Below are 16,264 nucleotides of genomic sequence, written 5' to 3'. Positions count from 1 at the left end.
CCACCCCTGACGGTTGATCAGGAAAGTCAGCAACAGGTCAGCATCAGTACCGCCCGAGACCGCTCCCGAACGCCATGAATCGCCAAGATCAACGATTGATCTCACTCGCCCTGACCTGCAAAAAGCCTGCTCAGTCACCTACCTGCTAGCCTCACCAGGAGGTATCCATGAGGATGCTGATCAATGTGCCGGAGCGTGTGGTGGCCGACGGGTTGCGGGGGCTCGCCGCGGCTCATCCGGAGCTGACCGTGGATGTCGAGCAGCGGGTGGTGGTGCGACGGGACGCGCCGGTGGCGGGGAAGGTGGCGCTGGTCTCGGGGGGCGGGTCGGGGCACGAGCCGTTGCACGCGGGGTTCGTGGGACCGGGGATGCTGGACGGGGCCTGCCCCGGGGAAATCTTCACGTCGCCGGTTCCGATGCAGATGGTGCGAGCGGCGGCGGCCGTGGACAGTGGTGCCGGGGTGTTGTTCGTGGTGAAGAACTACACCGGGGACGTGCTCAACTTCGAGATGGCCGCCGAGCTCGCCGAGGACGAGGGCATCCAGGTGGCCAAGGTGCTCGTGGACGACGACGTGGCCGTGACGGACAGTCTGTACACGGCGGGGCGGCGCGGGACCGGGGCCACCCTGTTCGTGGAGAAGATCGCGGGGGCGGCGGCCGAGGAGGGTGCGCCGCTGGAGCGGGTGGAGGCGCTGGCGCGGCGGGTGGTCGCGCGGTCGCGGTCGTTCGGCGTGGCACTGAGTGCGTGCAGCACGCCCGCGAAGGGCGGGCCGACCTTCGATCTGCCGCCGGGCGAGCTGGAGTTGGGGGTCGGGATCCACGGGGAGCCGGGGCGGGAGCGGCGCGGGATGATGACCGCCGGGGAGATCGCCGAGGTCGCCGTCGACGCCGTCCTGGACGACCTGCGGCCCTCTGACCCCGTCCTGCTGCTGGTGAACGGGATGGGCGGGACGCCGCTCCTGGAGCTGTACGGGTTCAACGCGGAGGTGCGGCGCGTGCTGGACGCCCGCCGGGTGCCGGTGGCGCGCACGCTGGTCGGGAACTACGTGACCTCGCTCGACATGGCGGGCTGCTCGGTGACCCTGTGCGCCGCCGACGAGGAGCTGCTGCGCCTGTGGGACGCGCCGGTGGCCACCCCCGCGCTGCGCTGGGGACGGTGAGCGGGCGATGAGCACGGAGACGTACGGCGCCGCGTTCGCGGTGCGGTGGATGGAGGGCGTCGCGGCGGCCGTCGACCGGGAGGCCGGGCGGCTCACCGACCTGGACGCGGCGATCGGCGACGCGGACCACGGGGCCAATCTGAAGCGTGGGTTCGCCGCCGTGGCCGAGGCGTTGGCGAAGGAGCCGCCCGCGACACCCGGCGCGGTCCTCGTCACCGCCGGTGGGCTGCTGATCGCGACCGTGGGCGGGGCCTCCGGGCCGCTGTACGGGACGCTGCTGCGGCGCGCCGGGAAGGCGCTCGGCGAGGCCGGGGAGGTCTCGCGGGCGGAGCTGGCGGACGCGCTGGCCGCCGGGGTCGCGGCGGTCGGGCGGCTCGGCGGCGCGGTCCCCGGCGACAAGACGATGCTGGACGCGCTGACACCGGCGGTGGAGGCGCTGCGCGGGTCGTTCGCCGCCGCACGCTCGGCGGCGGAGGCGGGCGCGCTCGCGACCGTGCCGCTGCGGGCCCGCAAGGGCCGGGCCAGCTATCTCGGCGAGCGGTCGGTCGGGCATCAGGACCCGGGGGCGACGTCCTCGGCGCTGCTGTTCGCCGCCCTGGAGGAGGTGGCGGCCCGATGAGCGGGGAGAGGGTCGGGATCGTGCTGGTCTCGCACAGCGCGGCCGTCGCCGCCGCCGTCGCGGAGCTGGCCCGCGGGCTCGCCGGCGGCGGCGACCTGGCTCCGGTCGCGCCGGCCGGCGGCACCCCCGACGGCGGTCTCGGTACGAGCTCCGAGCTGATCGCGGCGGCGGCGGAGTCCGTCGACGCGGGCGCCGGGGTGGCCCTCCTGGTGGACCTGGGCAGCGCGGTCCTGACGGTGAAGGCCCTCCTCGCGGAGGGCGACGAACTCCCCGCGGGGGCACGGCTCGTGGACGCGCCCTTCGTCGAGGGCGCGGTGGCCGCGCTGGTGACGGCGAGCGCGGGCGGCGACCTCGACGCGGTCGCGGCCGCGGCCGCGGAGGCGTACGACTACCGCAAGGTCTGACCCGGCCACCGCCGCGAGCCGCCCACCGCCGTCAGCCGTCGTCGGCCGCCCACGTCGGCGTGGGCCCCCGGCACGCGTCGCCCCGTCACGCTCCCGCCGTCGCGGGTGCGTGACGGCGGTAGCGGCCCGGCGGGAGGCCGTGACGGCGGGAGAAGGCGCGGGAGAAGGCGAACTCGGAGGCGTAGCCGACGGATCGGGCGATGTCGCCGACCGGGGAGTCGGTGTCGCGCAGGAGGCGGGCGGCCAGGTCGACGCGCAGCTCGGCCAGGTAGGCGAGCGGGGTGCTGCCGACGAGGTCCTTGAACCGGCGGGCGAACGCGGCCCGGGACATCGCCACGGCGCGGGCCAGGCCCTCCACCGTCCACGCGCGCTGCGGCTCCTCGTGCATCAGGGAGAGCGAGGTCCCGATCCGCGGGTCGCGCAGGGCCGTCAGCCAGGACGGCTCGCCCGGTTCGCCGTCGGCGCCGCGCTCCAGCCAGGCGCGGACCGCCTGCACGAACAGCACGTCGGTGAGCCGCGTCGCGAGGGCCTGGGCCCCGGGGCGCCGGCGGGTGGTCTCGGCCGCGATCAGCCGTACGGTGGCCTGGAGTTCGGGGTCGGCGCTCATGCCGGGGAGGTGGACGACCCGGGGCAGGGCGGCCAGGACGGGGTGCCGTCCGGTGACGCCCTCGTAGGCGAACTTGCCGCACACGACGCGTACGACCGGGCCGTCGCCGCCGAGGTCGACGACGCCTTCGCGGCCCGGCGGATGGGCCGCCTCCAGGTCCGGGTAGGCCACGGCGACCGCTTCCGGAGAACCCGTCAGCTCGTGCGGGTCGCCGTGCGGCAGCAGCACCAGGTCGCCGGGCACGAGCCGCAGGGGCGCCCGGCCGGGCACGCGCAGCCAGCAGACGCCCTCGGCGACCAGGTGGAAGCCCGCGGTGGGCAGGGGCGCGATCCCGCAGCCCCAGTCGGGCCGGCCGGAGCGCAGCTGGTTGAGCAGCACGCCGGTGAAGCGGGTCGCGGCCATGATGTCGGCGAGTACGTCCATGGCCGTGAGCGTAGGCGAGGAGCCACCTTGCGTCGCAGCGGATGAGACGTACGGGCAAAAAGAGGAGAGCTTTCGTCATGGAGCGTCCGGCGAGGGCTTCCTAGTGTGGAGCGCGGGCCGACGTCCACGACGGCCCGGCCGCACCCCCGTGCGGCCCCTGACGCGAGGGAGAAACCCATGAGCAAGGTCTGGTTCGTCACCGGTTCGTCGCGCGGCTTCGGCCGGCGGTTCGTCGAGGCCGCCCTGGACCGCGGCGACCGGGTCGCCGCCACCGCCCGCGACGCGGGGAACCTCTCCGACCTGTCCGGGCGGTACGGCGACGCCGTGCTCGCCCTGACCCTGGACGTGACCGACAAGGACGCGGTGTTCGCGGCCGTCGGGCGGGCCAGGGAGCACTTCGGCCGGCTCGACGTGGTCGTCAACAACGCCGGGTACGGCCTGTTCGGCGCCGTGGAGGAGCTGACCGAGCGGGCGCTGCGCGACCAGCTGGAGACCAACCTGTTCGGCGCCCTGTGGGTGACCCAGGCCGCGCTGCCGCACCTGCGCGAGCAGGGCGGCGGCCACATCGTGCAGATCTCCTCCACCGGTGGCGTCGCGGCCTGGCCGCTGGTCGGCGGCTACCACGCCTCGAAGTGGGCGCTGGAGGGGCTGACCGAGTCGCTGGCGCAGGAGGTGGCGGACCTCGGCATCCAGGTCACGCTGATCGAGCCGGGCGCGTACGCCACCGACTGGGGTGGGGAGTCGGCCGTCCACTCGGAGCCGATCCCGGCGTACGACGGCGCCCGCGAGGCGCTCGGCGCGTTCGTCGCGACGCTGGACCTGGGCGACCCGGCCGCCGCCGGGCGGGCGCTGCTGGAGGTCGTCGACGCGGACGAGCCGCCGCTGCGCGTCTTCCTCGGCACCCAGGGAAACGAGATGCTGCCGCAGGTCTACGCCGACCGGCTCAGGACCTGGGCGGACTGGCAGGAGCTGTCGGTGCGGGCGCAGGGCTGAGCACGGGGGGCGGCGGCGCCCCGGCCGGGTGCTTCGGAGCGCGAGTGACCGACCCCGCATTGTGATGAAGCAGGTCAACACACTAATGTCACAGGGCCTTGGTGTTCGGGAAACCGGTGCAGTACCGGTGCGGCCCTCGCCACTGTGATCGGGAGGTCCGGCTCCGTCCCTTCGGGGAAGCCACTGCTCCGCCGCGGGAGACCGTCGCGGGGTGGGAAGGCGGAGTCGGGCGGCACTACCGTCAGCCAGGAGACCGGCCAGGGCGCGTTGTCCATCCACGAGGTGCTGGAGAGGGTCTCCCGATCATGCATATCGCCGAGGGGTATCTGCCCCCCGTCCACGCGGCCGCCTGGGGCGTCGCATCGGCTCCGTTCGTCGTCCACGGCGTCCGCGCGCTCACCCGCGAGGTGCGCGCCAACCCCGAGTCCACCCTGCTGCTCGGCGCCTCCGGCGCCTTCACCTTCGTCCTGTCCGCACTCAAGCTGCCCTCGGTGACCGGCAGTTGCTCCCACCCTACGGGTACGGGGCTGGGCGCCATCCTGTTCCGGCCACCGATCATGGCGGTGCTCGGCACGATCACCCTGCTGTTCCAGGCCCTGCTGCTCGCCCACGGCGGGCTGACCACGCTGGGCGCGAACGTCTTCTCGATGGCGATCGTCGGTCCGTGGGCCGGATACGGCACCTATCTGCTGGTCCGGCGGTCCGGGGCGCCGCTGATGGTGGCGGTGTTCTTCGGCGCGTTCGTCGCCGACCTCTCCACCTACTGCGTGACCAGCGTCCAGCTGGCCCTCGCCTTCCCCGACCCGGGCAGCGGCGTGGCGGGCTCGCTCGCCAAGTTCGGCGGGATCTTCGCGGTGACGCAGATTCCGCTCGCGGTGAGCGAGGGGCTGCTGACCGTCCTGGTCATGCGGTTGCTCACCCAGTCCAGCAAGGGCGATCTGCTGCGGCTCGGCGTGCTCGCCGCGCCGAAGAAGGCGGAGCGGCGCGAGGAGGCGACGGCGTGATGAGCAGGAACACGAAGATCAACGGTCTGCTGCTCCTGCTGGTGGCGGCGCTGGCCGTGCTGCCGCTGGCGCTGGGGCTCGGCGACCACAAGGAGGAGCCGTTCACCGGCGCCGACGCCGAGGCGGAGACGGCGATCACGGAGATCGAGCCGGACTACGAGCCGTGGTTCTCGCCGCTGTACGAGCCGCCGTCCGGCGAGATCGAGTCGGCGCTGTTCTCGCTCCAGGCGGCGCTGGGCGCCGGTGTCCTCGCGTACTACTTCGGGCTGCGGCGCGGCCGGCGGCAGGGCGAGGAGCGGGCGGCGGCCCGCGCCGAGGGCACCGTGCCCGCCCAGGGCGCGGACAAGGGCGCGTAGCCGCCGATGCTGCCGATCGACGCGGCGGCGCACAGCAGTCGCTGGCGCCGCCGCCATCCGGCGGAGAAGGCCCTGCTCGGTTTCGGTCTGACGCTGTGCGCGGTCTGCCTGCCGCCGTGGCCGGGGGCGCTCCTGGTCGCCGCGGCGACCCTCGCCGTGCTGCTCGGTCCGGCCGGTGTGCCGGGCCGGCAGCTGTGGCGGGCCTTCCGGATCCCGCTGGGCTTCTGCGTCACGGGAGCCGTTCCGCTGCTGTTCTCGGTGGGCGGGCCCGGTGGTCCCGTCGCCTGGGCGCCGGACGGTCCGGTGCACGCGGGCGAGCTGTTGCTGCGGACGGCGTCGGCCTCGCTGGGCGTGCTCCTGTTCGCCTTCACCACGCCGGTGTCGGACGTGCTGCCGCGGCTCGTGAGGGCCGGGGTGCCGGCGCCGGTGGTGGACGTGGCCCTGGTGATGTACCGGATCGTCTTCCTGCTGCTCGACGCGCAGAGCAAGGTGCGGCAGGCGCAGGCGGCGCGGCTCGGGGCGACGACCCGGGCCGCGGTGTGGCGCTCGATGGCGGGGCTCGGCGCGACCTCGTTCGTCCGGGCCTTCGACCGGGCGCAGCGGCTCCAGACCGGACTCGCCGGGCGCGGCTACGACGGCACCCTGCGGGTCCTGCTGCCCGAGGCGCCCGTCTCCCGCCCGTTCCTCGTGGCGACGGGCGGCCTCCTCGCGGGGCTCGTCGCCCTCACCCTCGTACTGGAAAGGCTTCTGCCATGACGACCCCCACCCCGGTCGTGGAGCTGGTCGGCGCGGGTTTCGCGTACGAGGACGGCCCCGCCGTCCTCACGGATGTCGGGTTCGCCGTGCACGAGGGGCGGGCGGTCGCGCTGCTCGGGCGCAACGGCGGCGGGAAGACGACGCTGCTGCGGCTCCTGAGCGGCGGGCTGCGGTGCGGGAGCGGGGCGCTGCTCCTGGACGGCGCCGAGGTGGCGTACGACCGGAAGGGGCTGACCCGGCTGCGGACCTCGGTGCAGCTGGTGGTGCAGGACCCGGACGACCAGCTCTTCGCCGCCTCGGTGGCGCAGGACGTGTCCTTCGGGCCGATGAACCTGGGGCTGCCGGAGGACGAGGTACGGCTCCGGGTGGCGGAGGCGCTGGAGGCGCTGGACATCACGGCGCTCGCGGACCGGCCGACGCACCTGCTGTCCTACGGGCAGCGGAAGCGGGCGGCGATCGCGGGCGCGGTGGCGATGCGCCCCCGGGTCCTGATCATGGACGAGCCGACGGCCGGTCTCGATCCGCACGGTCAGGAGCGGCTCCTGGAGACCCTGGAGCGGCTGCGGGCTGCGGGTACGACGGTGGTCATGGCCACGCACGACGTGGACCTGGCGCTGCGCTGGGCCGACGAGGCCGCGGTCCTCTCCCCCGCCGGGCTGCGCACCGGCGCGCCGGCCGAGCTGCTGGCGGACGACGCGCTGCTGGACGCGGCCCGGCTGCGGCGCCCGTGGGCGGTCTCGGTGGGCCGGCTGCTGCGGGCGCAGGGGCTGCTGCCGGAGGGCGTACCGGCGCCGCGGACGGCGGAGGACCTGGACCTGCTGCTGGACCGGGTGCGCTGAGCGCCCCCGGCGGACGGCGTCCGGGCCCAGGACGCCGTCCTCCTCAAGGGGTTCGCCCGGCCCTGTCGGTGGCCCCCCTTAGTCTCTGCCCATGCAGACAGAGCTGATGATCTACGACGGTCCCGCGCCGGCCGACGCCGACGTCCCGCGCACCGGCGGCCTTCCGCTGGCTCCGGCGGGCTTCGACTGGCCGGTGTGCGGCTCCTGCTGCGGGGAGCCGCTGCGGTTCTTCGCCCATCTCCCGGTCGAGGACGGCGTCCTGTCCGTGTTCGTGTGCCAGAACGACCCCGGGGGCTGCGAGACCTGGGACGCGACCGCGGGCGCGAACCGGGTGCACCTCTTCCCCCGGGAGGGGCTGCTGCCGGTGGCCGTGCCGGAGACGGGGCTGACGCTGCTGCCGGTCACCTCGGCGATCCGCTCGGAGGTGGTGACGCTCGCTCCGGAGGAGCTGGAGCCCGACGGCGACCTCGACCCCGACGCGTACGACGTGGCCCGTGCCGGGTGGCGGCGGGAGCCCGACGAGCGGTTCGGGAAGCAGCGCGAGGTGCTCGGCTCGCTCGGCGGGGAGCCTTCCTACCTGCCCGACGACCGCCGGCCCGACTGCCCCTCCTGCGCCGGGGCGATGGAGTTCGCGGCGCATCTGGAGGAGGGGTTCGAGGCGCGGACCTCGATGAACCTCGGAGGGCAGCTGGGGTACGTCTTCGTCTGCCGTCCGTGCCGCGCGGGGGCCTTCCTCACCGACTGAGCACACGACGGCGTCTTCCGGCCACGGTCTACCGAGTAGTAACCATCACACCCCCGAGCTTGTGCAACTAGTTGCATAAGCTCCCTCGCGTCGCCTACAACAGGATCCGACGATCCCTGCGCGAGGAGGCGCCCCGTGACCGCGACGACCCCGTACCCGCATCTGCTCAGCCCGCTCGACCTCGGCTTCACCACCCTGCCCAACCGGGTGATCATGGGGTCGATGCACGTCGGCCTGGAGGAGACCGAGCACGGCTTCGAGCGGATGGCCGCCTTCTACGCCGAGCGGGCGCGGGGCGGCGCCGGTCTCATCGTCACCGGCGGCATCGCGCCCAACGAGGCCGGCCGGCCGTGGGACGGCGGCGCCAAGCTCACCACCGGCGAGGAGGTGGCCGAGCACCGGCTGATCACCGACGCCGTGCACGCCGAGGGGGGCAGGATCGCGATGCAGATCCTGCACTTCGGCCGGTACGCCTACCACCCCGGCCTCGTCGCGCCGAGCGCGATCCAGGCACCCATCAGCCCCTTCGTGCCGAACGAGCTGACCGACGCCGAGGTCGAGCAGACCGTCGAGGACTACGCCCGCTGCGCCGAGCTCGCCCGGGAGGCCGGTTACGACGGCGTCGAGGTCATGGGCTCCGAGGGCTACCTCGTCAACGAGTTCATCGCCGCCGCCACCAACCACCGCACCGACCGCTGGGGCGGCTCCTACGAGAACCGCGTCCGCTTCCCGCTGGAGATCGTCCGCCGGATCCGCGAGCGGGTCGGCACCGACTTCATCATCGTCTACCGGCTCTCCATGCTGGACCTCGTCCCCGGCGGCTCCACCCTGGAGGAGGTCGTCCGGCTCGCCCAGGAGATCGAGGCGGCCGGCGCCACCATCATCAACACCGGCATCGGCTGGCACGAGGCCCGCATCCCCACCATCGCCACCTCCGTGCCGCGCGGCGCCTACACCTGGGTGACGAAGAAGCTGATGGGCTCGGTCTCCGTGCCGCTCGTCACCTCCAACCGCATCAACACCCCCGAGGTCGCGGAGGAGATCCTCGCCGACGGCCGCGCCGACCTCGTCTCGCTCGCCCGCCCCTTCCTCGCCGACCCCGCCTTCGTGAACAAGGCCGCCGCCGGCCGGGCCGAGACCATCAACACCTGCATCGGCTGCAACCAGGCCTGCCTCGACCACACCTTCAACCTCAAGATCACCTCCTGCCTGGTCAACCCGCGCGCCTGCCACGAGACCGAGCTGGTCCTCTCCCCCACCCGCCTCGCCAAGCGGATCGCCGTCGTCGGCGCCGGCCCGGCCGGCCTCTCCTGCGCCGTCTCGGCGGCCGAGCGCGGCCACACCGTCACCCTCTTCGACGCCGCCTCCGAGATCGGCGGCCAGCTGAACGTCGCCAAGCGGGTCCCCGGCAAGGAGGAGTTCGACGAGACCCTCCGCTACTTCCGCGTCCAGCTCGCCGAGCACTCCATCGACGTCCGCCTCGGCACGCACGTCTCCGCCGCCGACCTCGACGGCTACGACGAGGTCGTCGTCGCCACCGGCGTCACCCCCCGCGACCCCGGCATCGAGGGCCAGGACCACCCCAGCGTCCTCAGCTACCTCGACGTGCTCCGCGACGGCGCGCCGGTCGGCGAGCGGGTCGCCGTCATCGGCGCCGGCGGCATCGGCTTCGACGTCGCCGAGTACCTCACCGACGGCGGCGAGGGCGCGAGCCAGGACCCCGAGACGTACTTCCGCCAGTGGGGCGTCGACACCTCGTACGAGAACCGGGGCGGCCTGCGCAAGCCGGAGCGGAACGCGCCGCCGCGCCAGGTCCACCTGCTCCAGCGCAAGACCACCAAGGTCGGCGCCGGACTCGGCAAGACCACCGGCTGGATCCACCGCACCGAGCTCAAGCACCGCGGCGTCGCCATGGTCGCCGGCGTCACCTACGACCGGATCGACGACGAGGGCCTGCACCTCACCGTCGAGGGCGAGCCCCAGGTCCTGCCGGTCGACACGATCGTCCTCTGCTCCGGCCAGGAACCGCGCCGGGGCCTGTACGAGGAGCTGGTCGCCGCGGGCCGGACGGCGCACCTCATCGGCGGGGCCGACGTCGCCGCCGAACTGGACGCCAAGCGGGCGATCGACCAGGGCACCCGGCTCGCCGCCACCCTGTGACCCGCTGACCCGCCCGAGCGGCGCGCGACCCGAACCTAGGATGCCCGCATGTCCCTCCCGCACGCGATCCTCACCGCGCTGCTCGAGAAGCCGTCCTCCGGTCTCGAACTGACGCGCCGCTTCGACAAGTCGATCGGCTACTTCTGGTCCGCGACGCACCAGCAGATCTACCGGGAGCTGGGGCGCCTGGAGGAGGCGGGGCAGATCCGAGCCCTGCCCTCCCCCGTGCCGGTGCGCGGGCAGCGCAAGGAGTACGAAGTGCTGCCCGCGGGACGGGAGTTCCTGCGGGAGTGGGTGGGCGCGGCCGAGGACCCGAAGCCGCTGCGGTCCGCGCTGCTGCTGCGGATGCGGGCCGCCGCGGTGGTCGGCTCGGCCGGGCTGCGGGCCGAACTGGAGCGGCACCTCGCGCTCCACCGGGCCCAGCTCGACGAGTACTTCGGCATCGAGGAGCGCGACTTCCCGGCCGAGCGGCGCGCCGACGAACCCGACCGGCTGCGCCATCTCGTGCTGCGCGGCGGCATCGACCTGGAGCGCTTCTGGGTGGAGTGGCTGACGGCCGCGCTGACGGAGCTGGGGCCGGAGGAGCGCGCCGCGCCCGCGGAGCCGGGGCCCGAGGACTGAGGCGCGCCGGGCCCGGGCGGGCGGGTGCCGGTCTCCGCGCGCCCGTGCCGCGCCCTTCCGCCCCCGCCGCGCGCCGGTGCGCGATCCCTCCACCGTGGATACTGGTCGGTATCGGTTCATGGTCCACAGAGGGAAAGGGCGGGTATGGCCGACGACTTGGGGCACCGCGGGACACGTCACGCGGTGGTCATCGGGGGAAGTCTCGCCGGACTGCTGGCGGCGCGGGTGCTCGCGGAACACGCGGAGCGGGTCACGGTCGTCGAGCGCGACCGGCTGCCGCAGGGCCCGGACGCCCGGGCCGGAGTGCCGCAGGGCCGGCACCTGCACGTGCTCATCGAGGGCGGCCAGCAGGCGCTCGACGAACTGCTGCCGGGATTCATGGACGAGCTGCGGGAGTTGGGCGCGCCCCGGGTCGCCATGCCGACGGACATGGTCCAGTGGCAGGCCGGCCAGTGGTTCACCCGGCTGCCCGCCTCCGCGCACTTCTACAGCGGCCCGCGGCCCCAGCTGGAGTGGCTGGTGCGGCAGCGGGTGCTCGCCGACCCGCGGATCGAACTCGTCGACGGCACCGAGACGGTGGGTCTGACCGGCACCGCGTCGCGCGTCACCGGTGTCCGGCTGAGGGAGCGCGGCGCCGGGCAGGAGCCCCGTGAGCTCGCGGCCGACCTGGTGGTGGACGCCTCCGGACGGTCGACGAAGGCGGCGGACTGGCTGGCCGCGATCGGCGCGGAGGCGCCGCACGAGGAGACCCTCGACACCGGTCTCGCCTACGGCTCGCGGGTGTACAAGGCGACGGACGCGGTACCGGTCACGGACGCGCTCGGCTACTACATCGTGCCGGGCCCGCAGCAGCCGTACGGCGGCGTGATCGTCCCGCTGGGCGACGGCCACCACATGGTCACCTTCTCGGGGCTGCGCGGCGACGAACCGCCGACCGACGAGGGGGAGTTCGAGGAGTACGCGAAGCGTCTGCCGCACCCGGTGATCAGCGAGTGGCTGGCCGGCGCGGAGCCCGTCACCGCGGTGCACGGCTTCCGGCGGACCGCCAACATCCGCCGCAGGTACGACCGTCCGGGCCGCCGCCCGGCCGGCTTCCTCGCCACCGGCGACGCGCTGTGCGCGTTCAACCCGATCTACGGGCAGGGCATGGCGGTCGCGGCGCTCTCCGCGGTCGCGCTGCGCCGGGCGCTGTCGGACACCCGGAGGGTGCCGAGCACCCGGCGGGTGCAGCGGGCGCTGCTCGACGCGTCCCGGCAGGCGTGGGACATCTCGGCGGGCGCGGACAAGAAGATGCCGGGTGCGACGGGCGACGCGGCGCGGCCGAAGCCCGCGGACCGGGTGACCGGCTGGTACCTGGCGCGGGTGCAGGAGCGGGCGGCGGGCGACGCCGTGGTCGGTGTGCCGTTCCGCGCGGTCCTCACCCTGACGGCGCCGCTGACCAGCCTGTTCGCGCCCACGGTGGTGCGGGCGGCGCTGTTCTCCCCGGTCCCGGAGACGCCGGCGGAGCCTCCGCTGCGGCTCGGGGACCGAGGGACCCGGGACTGACGGGCCGGGACCGACGGGGCGACCCGCCTGGTCCGCGGCTGACGGACCGGGGCGACGGCGGCTCCGGGCGGTGGACGCCCGGGGCCGCCGTCTCCGTGTCCGCCGCCCGGGAGTCCGGGTGGTGGATCAGGAGGGGGCCGGTGCCGCTTGCCGGAGCATGTCGACGGTGGCGCCGGCGGCCTCGGTGACCACGGGGTCGTGGGTGGCGACCACGGTCACGCAGCCGTACCGCTCGGCGGTGCGGGCGATGAGCGCGGTGAGGTCCTCGGCCCTGGCCCGGTCGACGGCGGCGGTCGGTTCGTCGATCAGAAGGAGCTCGGGCTCCAGGAGGAGGGCCCTGGCCAGGGCGATCCGCTGGCGCTCGCCACCGGAGAGCTGGTCGGGACGATGGGTGGGCCGGTGCTCCAGGCCGACCTCGGCGAGCAGGTCGCGGGCCCTGGCCCGCAGGGCGCGGGGCCGCCGGCCGGCGATCGACGCGGCCGCGAGGAGCTGCTCCTCGGCCGTGAGGCCGGTGAGCAGGTTGCCGCTCTGGAACATGTATCCGACGCGCGTGCGCCGGGCCCGGGCCCGGTCGCGGTCGGAGAGCGCCGCGAGATCGGTGTCGCCGAGGAGGACCCGGCCCCGGTCGGGGCGGAGCAGGGCGCCGGCGACCGCCAGGAGCGTGGACTTCCCCGAGCCGGACGGGCCGACGAGGGCGGTGAGGACGCCGGGGCGGAAGGTCGCCCCGAAGCCGTCGAGGGCGGTGGTGCGGGAGTCCCCCCGGCCCAGGGTGACGGTGACGTCGTCGAGGCGGAGGCTCATCGGGCGGCTCCCAGCATGGTCATGGGGTCGACGGTGGTGACGCGGCGCAGGGTGAGGGCGGAGCCGGCGAGGCCGACCGCCGCGACCGCGCCCATGGTGGCCGCCAGGGTGGTGGCGGGGAGGCTGAAGGGCACCTGTTCGCCGACGAGCAGACCGACGGCGGAGGCGAGCGCGCCGCCGGCGGCGGTGCCGGCGGCCACGACGACGGCCGCCTGGGCGAGGGTGTGGCCGAGCAGGCGGCGCCGGGAGGCTCCCATGGCGCGCAGCAGGGCCAGTTCGGGGGTGCGCTGGACGGTCCAGACGGCGAAGAAGGCGCCGACGACGAGCGGGGCGATGAGGAAGAGGAAGGTCTGGATCGACGTCATGGTGAGGCGTTCCCCGTCGTAGCCGGGGGCGGCCGCGAAGGCGTCCTCCAGGGGGACGGTCGCGGTGCCGTGGCGTCGGTCGGCGGCGGCGAGCGCGGTCCCGTCGGCGTCGGCGGGGAGCCGGAGGGCCAGGGCGCTGTACTGCGCGGGCAGGCCGACGGGGAGGCTCCTGGCGCCGGGGACGGTGAAGCGGATGCGGCGCCAGGTGTCGGTGGTGACGTAGGCGACGGGGACGTGACCGTACGAGGAGCGGCCGGTGGTGCCGACGACCTCCAGGGTGATCCCGAGGCGGTCGACGGCCAGGGTGTCGCCGACGCGGACGCCCTCGTCGACCAGCTGGCGCGAGACGACGATCCCGTCGGGCCTGGCGGCGTCGAGGGGTGCGCCGACGTCGGCTCCGGGGTCGGTGAAGGCGCCGGGCGCGACGCCGAAGGCGGCGAGGTCGACCTCGACCCCCCGGCCGGTGGTGCCCCGGGTGAGGGCGACGCCGAGGGGGGTGACGTCGGTCCGCGGTTCACCGTCCCAGCCGGCGAGGGTCCGGTCGTCGACGAGCCCGCGGGCGAACTGGTCGGAGTCCGCGCCGGACGCGAAGGCGACGTGGGTGGCGGGGAGCCGGCGCAGGGCGGAGACGGTGTCGTCCCCGAGGCCGGTGGTGAAACCGGAGACGATGCCGACGAGCGCGGCGACGAGCACGACGACGCTGCCCATCAGCAGGAAGCGGCCCCGGGCCGCTCTCAGCTCCAGCAGGGCGAGGAACATGGCGTTCACTCCAAACTTGGGGACAAGGCGTCCCCAAGATAGAAGATGGCGACGCACCGTCCCCAAGTGGGGGGTGGGTACGGACGAGGGCGGACCCGGCCGGGTGCCTAGACTGGCTCCGTGCCCAAGATCCACGCCGCCACGGTCGCCGACCACCGCTCCCAGCAGCGTGCCGCCCTCCTCGACGCGGCACGGGAGGTGCTGGCGGAGGGCGACGCCTCGAAGGTGACGTTCGCGGAGGTGGCCCGGCGCACCGGCCTCGCCCGCAACAGCGTGTACAAGTACTTCCCCGACCGGCACCACCTGCTCACCGAGGTGGTGCGCGAGGCGGCGCCGCGCTGGACCGAGCGGATCCGGGCGGCGCTCGCCGCCGCCGGGGACGCGCCCGAGGCGCGGGTCGCCGCCCATGTGACCGTCCAGCTGGAGATGGTCCGCGACGGCGAGCACCGCGTCGCCCGCGCCACCGCGGGAGCGGAGGACGCCGCCGCCCTGCGCGCGGGGGCCGACGCGGCCCACCGGGCGCTGCTCGACCCGCTCGTCGAGGCCCTGGCCGAACTCGGCGACGACGCGCCGCTGATGACCGCCCGCCTGCTCCAGGGCTTCGTCAACGCCGCCACCACCGCCCTCGAAGCGGGCGCCGACTACACCGCGGTGACCGACCGGACCGTGCGGCTCGCCGTGGCGGCCCTCCGCGGGCTCGCGCCGCTCCCGTCGGCCGGCCGCTGACCGGCGCGGGGCCCGGACTCAGACGCCCGGGGCCGCCGTGATCATGCCGGCGGCGATGCCCGCGCCGAGGGTGGCGTAGTCGTCGGCGTTCTGGCCGGCATAGGTGAGGGAGAAGTCGGCGACGGCGCGGTCGAAGACGTCGGAGGAGCCGAGGTAGGCGGCGATGGCGACACGGTCGCCGGAGCGGGCGTGGGCGCGGGCCAGGGCGCGGCCGCACAGCCGGGCGTACTCGCGCAGCATGGCGGGGGTCATCGTCTCGACCTCGGCGGAGCCCTTCATGTCGCGCAACTGGCGCCAGTAGAAGTGGCGTTGCTCGGGTCCGGTCATCCAGCCGAGGAAGATGTCGCTGGCGGCCTGGGTGAGGCGCTGGCCGCAGACGACGCGCCGGCCCTGGTGGGAGTAGACGGTGGGCGGGAGGTACGCCTCCAGGACCGAGCGGCTCGCCTCCTTGATCTGGAGGATCAGCGGGTCGCTGTCGTCGCGGCCTTCGAGGAGGACGACGAAGCAGCGGGTGCCGACGCTGCCGACGCCGACGACCTTGCGGGCGGCGTCGCGGAAGCGGTAGCGGTCGAGGAGGGCGCGGCGCTCCTCGGAGAGCGAGCTGCGGTAGTCGCCGAAGATCGTGCCGAGGGTGACCCGGTCGAGGTCGGGGACGCGTTCCAGGAGCGGCGGGTCCTCGGCGATCCGGCGCCCGCCGTCGCCGTCCCGGGTGGTGAGCTTGTCGAGGGCCTGGAGGCTGGTGCGGCGGCGCGCCTTGGCGAGGCCCCGGGAGACCCTTTCGCGTTCGCGGGGGCGGGCGAGGGCGGTGAGTTCGTCGGCGGCGATCCGCTCGTACCAGACGGCGAGTTCCCCGAGGCCGGCGAGGCGGCGCATGGTGGTGCGGTAGGCCTCGGCGGCGGCGAGCGCGGCGCGGTGGGCCTTGGGGCGCGGGCTGCCGTTCTGGAGGGCGGCGACGGCGACGCTGGCGGCGAGCCGCTTGACGTCCCACTCGAAGGGGCCGGGGAGCGTCTCGTCGAAGTCGTTGACGTCGAAGAGGAGCGTCCGTTCGGGTGAGGCGTAGACGCCGAAGTTGAGCAGATGGGCGTCGCCGCAGAGCTGGACGGTGAGTCCGGTGTTCCTGGTGGCGCCGAGGTCGGCGGCCATGACGGCGGCGGCGCCGCGCAGGAAGGCGAAGGGGGAGGCGGCCATCCGCCCGTACCGGACGGGGGCGAGGTCGGGCAGCCGGTCGGCGGCCTGCTTCTCCAGGACGGTCAGCGGGTCGGGGCGCTGCGAGCTCGGTATCCAGCGGCCGTGCGAGGACCGCGGGACCCGCTTGCGGGCCGCGCGGCCGCTCTCGGCGCGCTCGGACGGCGTCGTCATCCGGCCTCACCCCTCTTCCACA

General features: G+C 74.7%; 17 protein-coding genes and 1 riboswitch. Of the genes, 13 read left to right on the top strand and 4 right to left on the bottom strand.

The window, feature by feature from the left end; all coding sequences use genetic code 11:
- The first annotated feature begins 167 nt into the window (after positions 1 to 167).
- The 3 genes from dhaK to AB0E19_RS25420 are packed head-to-tail and all read left to right on the top strand — an operon-like array spanning position 168 to position 2,183.
- The gene (gene dhaK, locus AB0E19_RS25430) at positions 168 to 1,160 is read left to right on the top strand and encodes a dihydroxyacetone kinase subunit DhaK (protein ID WP_362184463.1); all 993 of its coding nucleotides are present in this window, start codon (positions 168 to 170) and stop codon (positions 1,158 to 1,160) included.
- 7 nt (positions 1,161 to 1,167) lie between these two features.
- A complete protein-coding gene (dhaL, locus tag AB0E19_RS25425; protein ID WP_362184461.1) occupies positions 1,168 to 1,779 on the top strand; it encodes a dihydroxyacetone kinase subunit DhaL in 612 nt (203 codons plus the stop codon).
- Positions 1,776 to 2,183, top strand: a complete 408-nt coding sequence (locus AB0E19_RS25420) for a PTS fructose transporter subunit IIA (RefSeq protein WP_362184459.1) — start codon at positions 1,776 to 1,778, stop codon at positions 2,181 to 2,183. The genes dhaL and AB0E19_RS25420 overlap by 4 nt, the downstream gene beginning before the upstream one ends.
- A gap of 85 nt (positions 2,184 to 2,268) precedes the next feature.
- Here the strand turns inward: AB0E19_RS25420 and AB0E19_RS25415 are convergent, their stop codons facing one another.
- Positions 2,269 to 3,213 carry an AraC family transcriptional regulator gene (locus AB0E19_RS25415; RefSeq protein WP_362184457.1) on the bottom strand — a complete coding sequence of 315 codons (945 nt, stop codon included), beginning with the start codon at positions 3,211 to 3,213 and terminating at the stop codon, positions 2,269 to 2,271.
- Positions 3,214 to 3,390: 177 nt separating this feature from the next.
- On the opposite strand from AB0E19_RS25415, the gene AB0E19_RS25410 reads away from it, so the two are divergent.
- The 9 genes from AB0E19_RS25410 to AB0E19_RS25370 all read left to right on the top strand — a co-directional run bounded on the left by AB0E19_RS25410 (position 3,391) and on the right by AB0E19_RS25370 (position 12,232).
- Positions 3,391 to 4,206, top strand: coding sequence for an SDR family NAD(P)-dependent oxidoreductase (locus tag AB0E19_RS25410; RefSeq protein WP_362184455.1), 816 nt, complete (start codon positions 3,391 to 3,393; stop codon positions 4,204 to 4,206).
- Positions 4,207 to 4,260: 54 nt separating this feature from the next.
- Positions 4,261 to 4,483: riboswitch (cobalamin riboswitch) on the top strand.
- Between the two features lie 28 nt (positions 4,484 to 4,511).
- Positions 4,512 to 5,210, top strand: coding sequence for an energy-coupling factor ABC transporter permease (locus tag AB0E19_RS25405; RefSeq protein WP_362184453.1), 699 nt, complete (start codon positions 4,512 to 4,514; stop codon positions 5,208 to 5,210).
- Entirely contained in the window at positions 5,210 to 5,566 is a 357-nt protein-coding gene (locus tag AB0E19_RS25400) for an energy-coupling factor ABC transporter substrate-binding protein (protein WP_362184451.1), read from the top strand. Before AB0E19_RS25405 ends, AB0E19_RS25400 begins: the two co-directional genes overlap by 1 nt.
- A gap of 6 nt (positions 5,567 to 5,572) precedes the next feature.
- On the top strand, positions 5,573 to 6,322 hold the full coding sequence (gene cbiQ / locus AB0E19_RS25395) for a cobalt ECF transporter T component CbiQ (protein WP_362184449.1): 750 nt from the start codon (positions 5,573 to 5,575) through the stop codon (positions 6,320 to 6,322).
- Positions 6,319 to 7,161 carry an ATP-binding cassette domain-containing protein gene (locus AB0E19_RS25390; RefSeq protein ID WP_362184447.1) on the top strand — a complete coding sequence of 281 codons (843 nt, stop codon included), beginning with the start codon at positions 6,319 to 6,321 and terminating at the stop codon, positions 7,159 to 7,161. The genes cbiQ and AB0E19_RS25390 overlap by 4 nt, the downstream gene beginning before the upstream one ends.
- A 91-nt stretch (positions 7,162 to 7,252) precedes the next feature.
- Positions 7,253 to 7,906: a hypothetical protein gene (locus tag AB0E19_RS25385; protein ID WP_362184445.1), complete on the top strand. Its 654-nt coding sequence runs from the start codon at positions 7,253 to 7,255 to the stop codon at positions 7,904 to 7,906.
- 135 nt (positions 7,907 to 8,041) lie between these two features.
- Positions 8,042 to 10,066, top strand: a complete 2,025-nt coding sequence (locus AB0E19_RS25380; protein ID WP_362184443.1) for an NADPH-dependent 2,4-dienoyl-CoA reductase — start codon at positions 8,042 to 8,044, stop codon at positions 10,064 to 10,066.
- 48 nt (positions 10,067 to 10,114) lie between these two features.
- Positions 10,115 to 10,687: a PadR family transcriptional regulator gene (locus AB0E19_RS25375; protein ID WP_362184441.1), complete on the top strand. Its 573-nt coding sequence runs from the start codon at positions 10,115 to 10,117 to the stop codon at positions 10,685 to 10,687.
- 144 nt (positions 10,688 to 10,831) lie between these two features.
- Positions 10,832 to 12,232: an FAD-dependent monooxygenase gene (locus tag AB0E19_RS25370; RefSeq protein ID WP_362184439.1), complete on the top strand. Its 1,401-nt coding sequence runs from the start codon at positions 10,832 to 10,834 to the stop codon at positions 12,230 to 12,232.
- A gap of 126 nt (positions 12,233 to 12,358) precedes the next feature.
- Here AB0E19_RS25370 and AB0E19_RS25365 read toward each other — a convergent pair whose 3' ends face one another.
- Positions 12,359 to 13,033, bottom strand: coding sequence for an ATP-binding cassette domain-containing protein (locus AB0E19_RS25365; protein WP_362184437.1), 675 nt, complete (start codon positions 13,031 to 13,033; stop codon positions 12,359 to 12,361).
- Positions 13,030 to 14,157 (bottom strand): ABC transporter permease, encoded by a 1,128-nt coding sequence (locus tag AB0E19_RS25360; RefSeq protein ID WP_362184435.1) that lies wholly within the window; start codon positions 14,155 to 14,157, stop codon positions 13,030 to 13,032. Before AB0E19_RS25360 ends, AB0E19_RS25365 begins: the two co-directional genes overlap by 4 nt.
- A 120-nt stretch (positions 14,158 to 14,277) precedes the next feature.
- Between AB0E19_RS25360 and AB0E19_RS25355 the strand changes: the two genes are divergently transcribed.
- Positions 14,278 to 14,883, top strand: a complete 606-nt coding sequence (locus tag AB0E19_RS25355; protein WP_362184433.1) for a helix-turn-helix domain-containing protein — start codon at positions 14,278 to 14,280, stop codon at positions 14,881 to 14,883.
- Between the two features lie 18 nt (positions 14,884 to 14,901).
- Here the strand turns inward: AB0E19_RS25355 and AB0E19_RS25350 are convergent, their stop codons facing one another.
- Positions 14,902 to 16,242 carry a DUF2252 domain-containing protein gene (locus AB0E19_RS25350; protein ID WP_362184431.1) on the bottom strand — a complete coding sequence of 447 codons (1,341 nt, stop codon included), beginning with the start codon at positions 16,240 to 16,242 and terminating at the stop codon, positions 14,902 to 14,904.
- Positions 16,243 to 16,264 lie beyond the last annotated feature (22 nt).

The organism is Streptomyces sp. NPDC047974 (genome assembly GCF_040653375.1).
Taxonomy (GTDB): Bacteria; Actinomycetota; Actinomycetes; order Streptomycetales; family Streptomycetaceae; genus Streptomyces.
The sequence above is the reverse complement of the archived record's forward strand: the minus strand, read 5'-3'. Positions and strand labels throughout refer to the sequence as shown.

Coding starts and splice junctions, on each gene's coding strand:
- dhaK (WP_362184463.1), top strand. CDS start 168: ATGAGGATGCTGATCAATGTGCCGGAGCGTGTGGTGGCCGACGGGTTG.
- dhaL (WP_362184461.1), top strand. CDS start 1,168: ATGAGCACGGAGACGTACGGCGCCGCGTTCGCGGTGCGGTGGATGGAG.
- AB0E19_RS25420 (WP_362184459.1), top strand. CDS start 1,776: ATGAGCGGGGAGAGGGTCGGGATCGTGCTGGTCTCGCACAGCGCGGCC.
- AB0E19_RS25415 (WP_362184457.1), bottom strand. CDS start 3,213: ATGGACGTACTCGCCGACATCATGGCCGCGACCCGCTTCACCGGCGTG.
- AB0E19_RS25410 (WP_362184455.1), top strand. CDS start 3,391: ATGAGCAAGGTCTGGTTCGTCACCGGTTCGTCGCGCGGCTTCGGCCGG.
- AB0E19_RS25405 (WP_362184453.1), top strand. CDS start 4,512: ATGCATATCGCCGAGGGGTATCTGCCCCCCGTCCACGCGGCCGCCTGG.
- AB0E19_RS25400 (WP_362184451.1), top strand. CDS start 5,210: ATGAGCAGGAACACGAAGATCAACGGTCTGCTGCTCCTGCTGGTGGCG.
- cbiQ (WP_362184449.1), top strand. CDS start 5,573: ATGCTGCCGATCGACGCGGCGGCGCACAGCAGTCGCTGGCGCCGCCGC.
- AB0E19_RS25390 (WP_362184447.1), top strand. CDS start 6,319: ATGACGACCCCCACCCCGGTCGTGGAGCTGGTCGGCGCGGGTTTCGCG.
- AB0E19_RS25385 (WP_362184445.1), top strand. CDS start 7,253: ATGCAGACAGAGCTGATGATCTACGACGGTCCCGCGCCGGCCGACGCC.
- AB0E19_RS25375 (WP_362184441.1), top strand. CDS start 10,115: ATGTCCCTCCCGCACGCGATCCTCACCGCGCTGCTCGAGAAGCCGTCC.
- AB0E19_RS25370 (WP_362184439.1), top strand. CDS start 10,832: ATGGCCGACGACTTGGGGCACCGCGGGACACGTCACGCGGTGGTCATC.
- AB0E19_RS25365 (WP_362184437.1), bottom strand. CDS start 13,033: ATGAGCCTCCGCCTCGACGACGTCACCGTCACCCTGGGCCGGGGGGAC.
- AB0E19_RS25360 (WP_362184435.1), bottom strand. CDS start 14,157: ATGTTCCTCGCCCTGCTGGAGCTGAGAGCGGCCCGGGGCCGCTTCCTG.
- AB0E19_RS25350 (WP_362184431.1), bottom strand. CDS start 16,242: ATGACGACGCCGTCCGAGCGCGCCGAGAGCGGCCGCGCGGCCCGCAAG.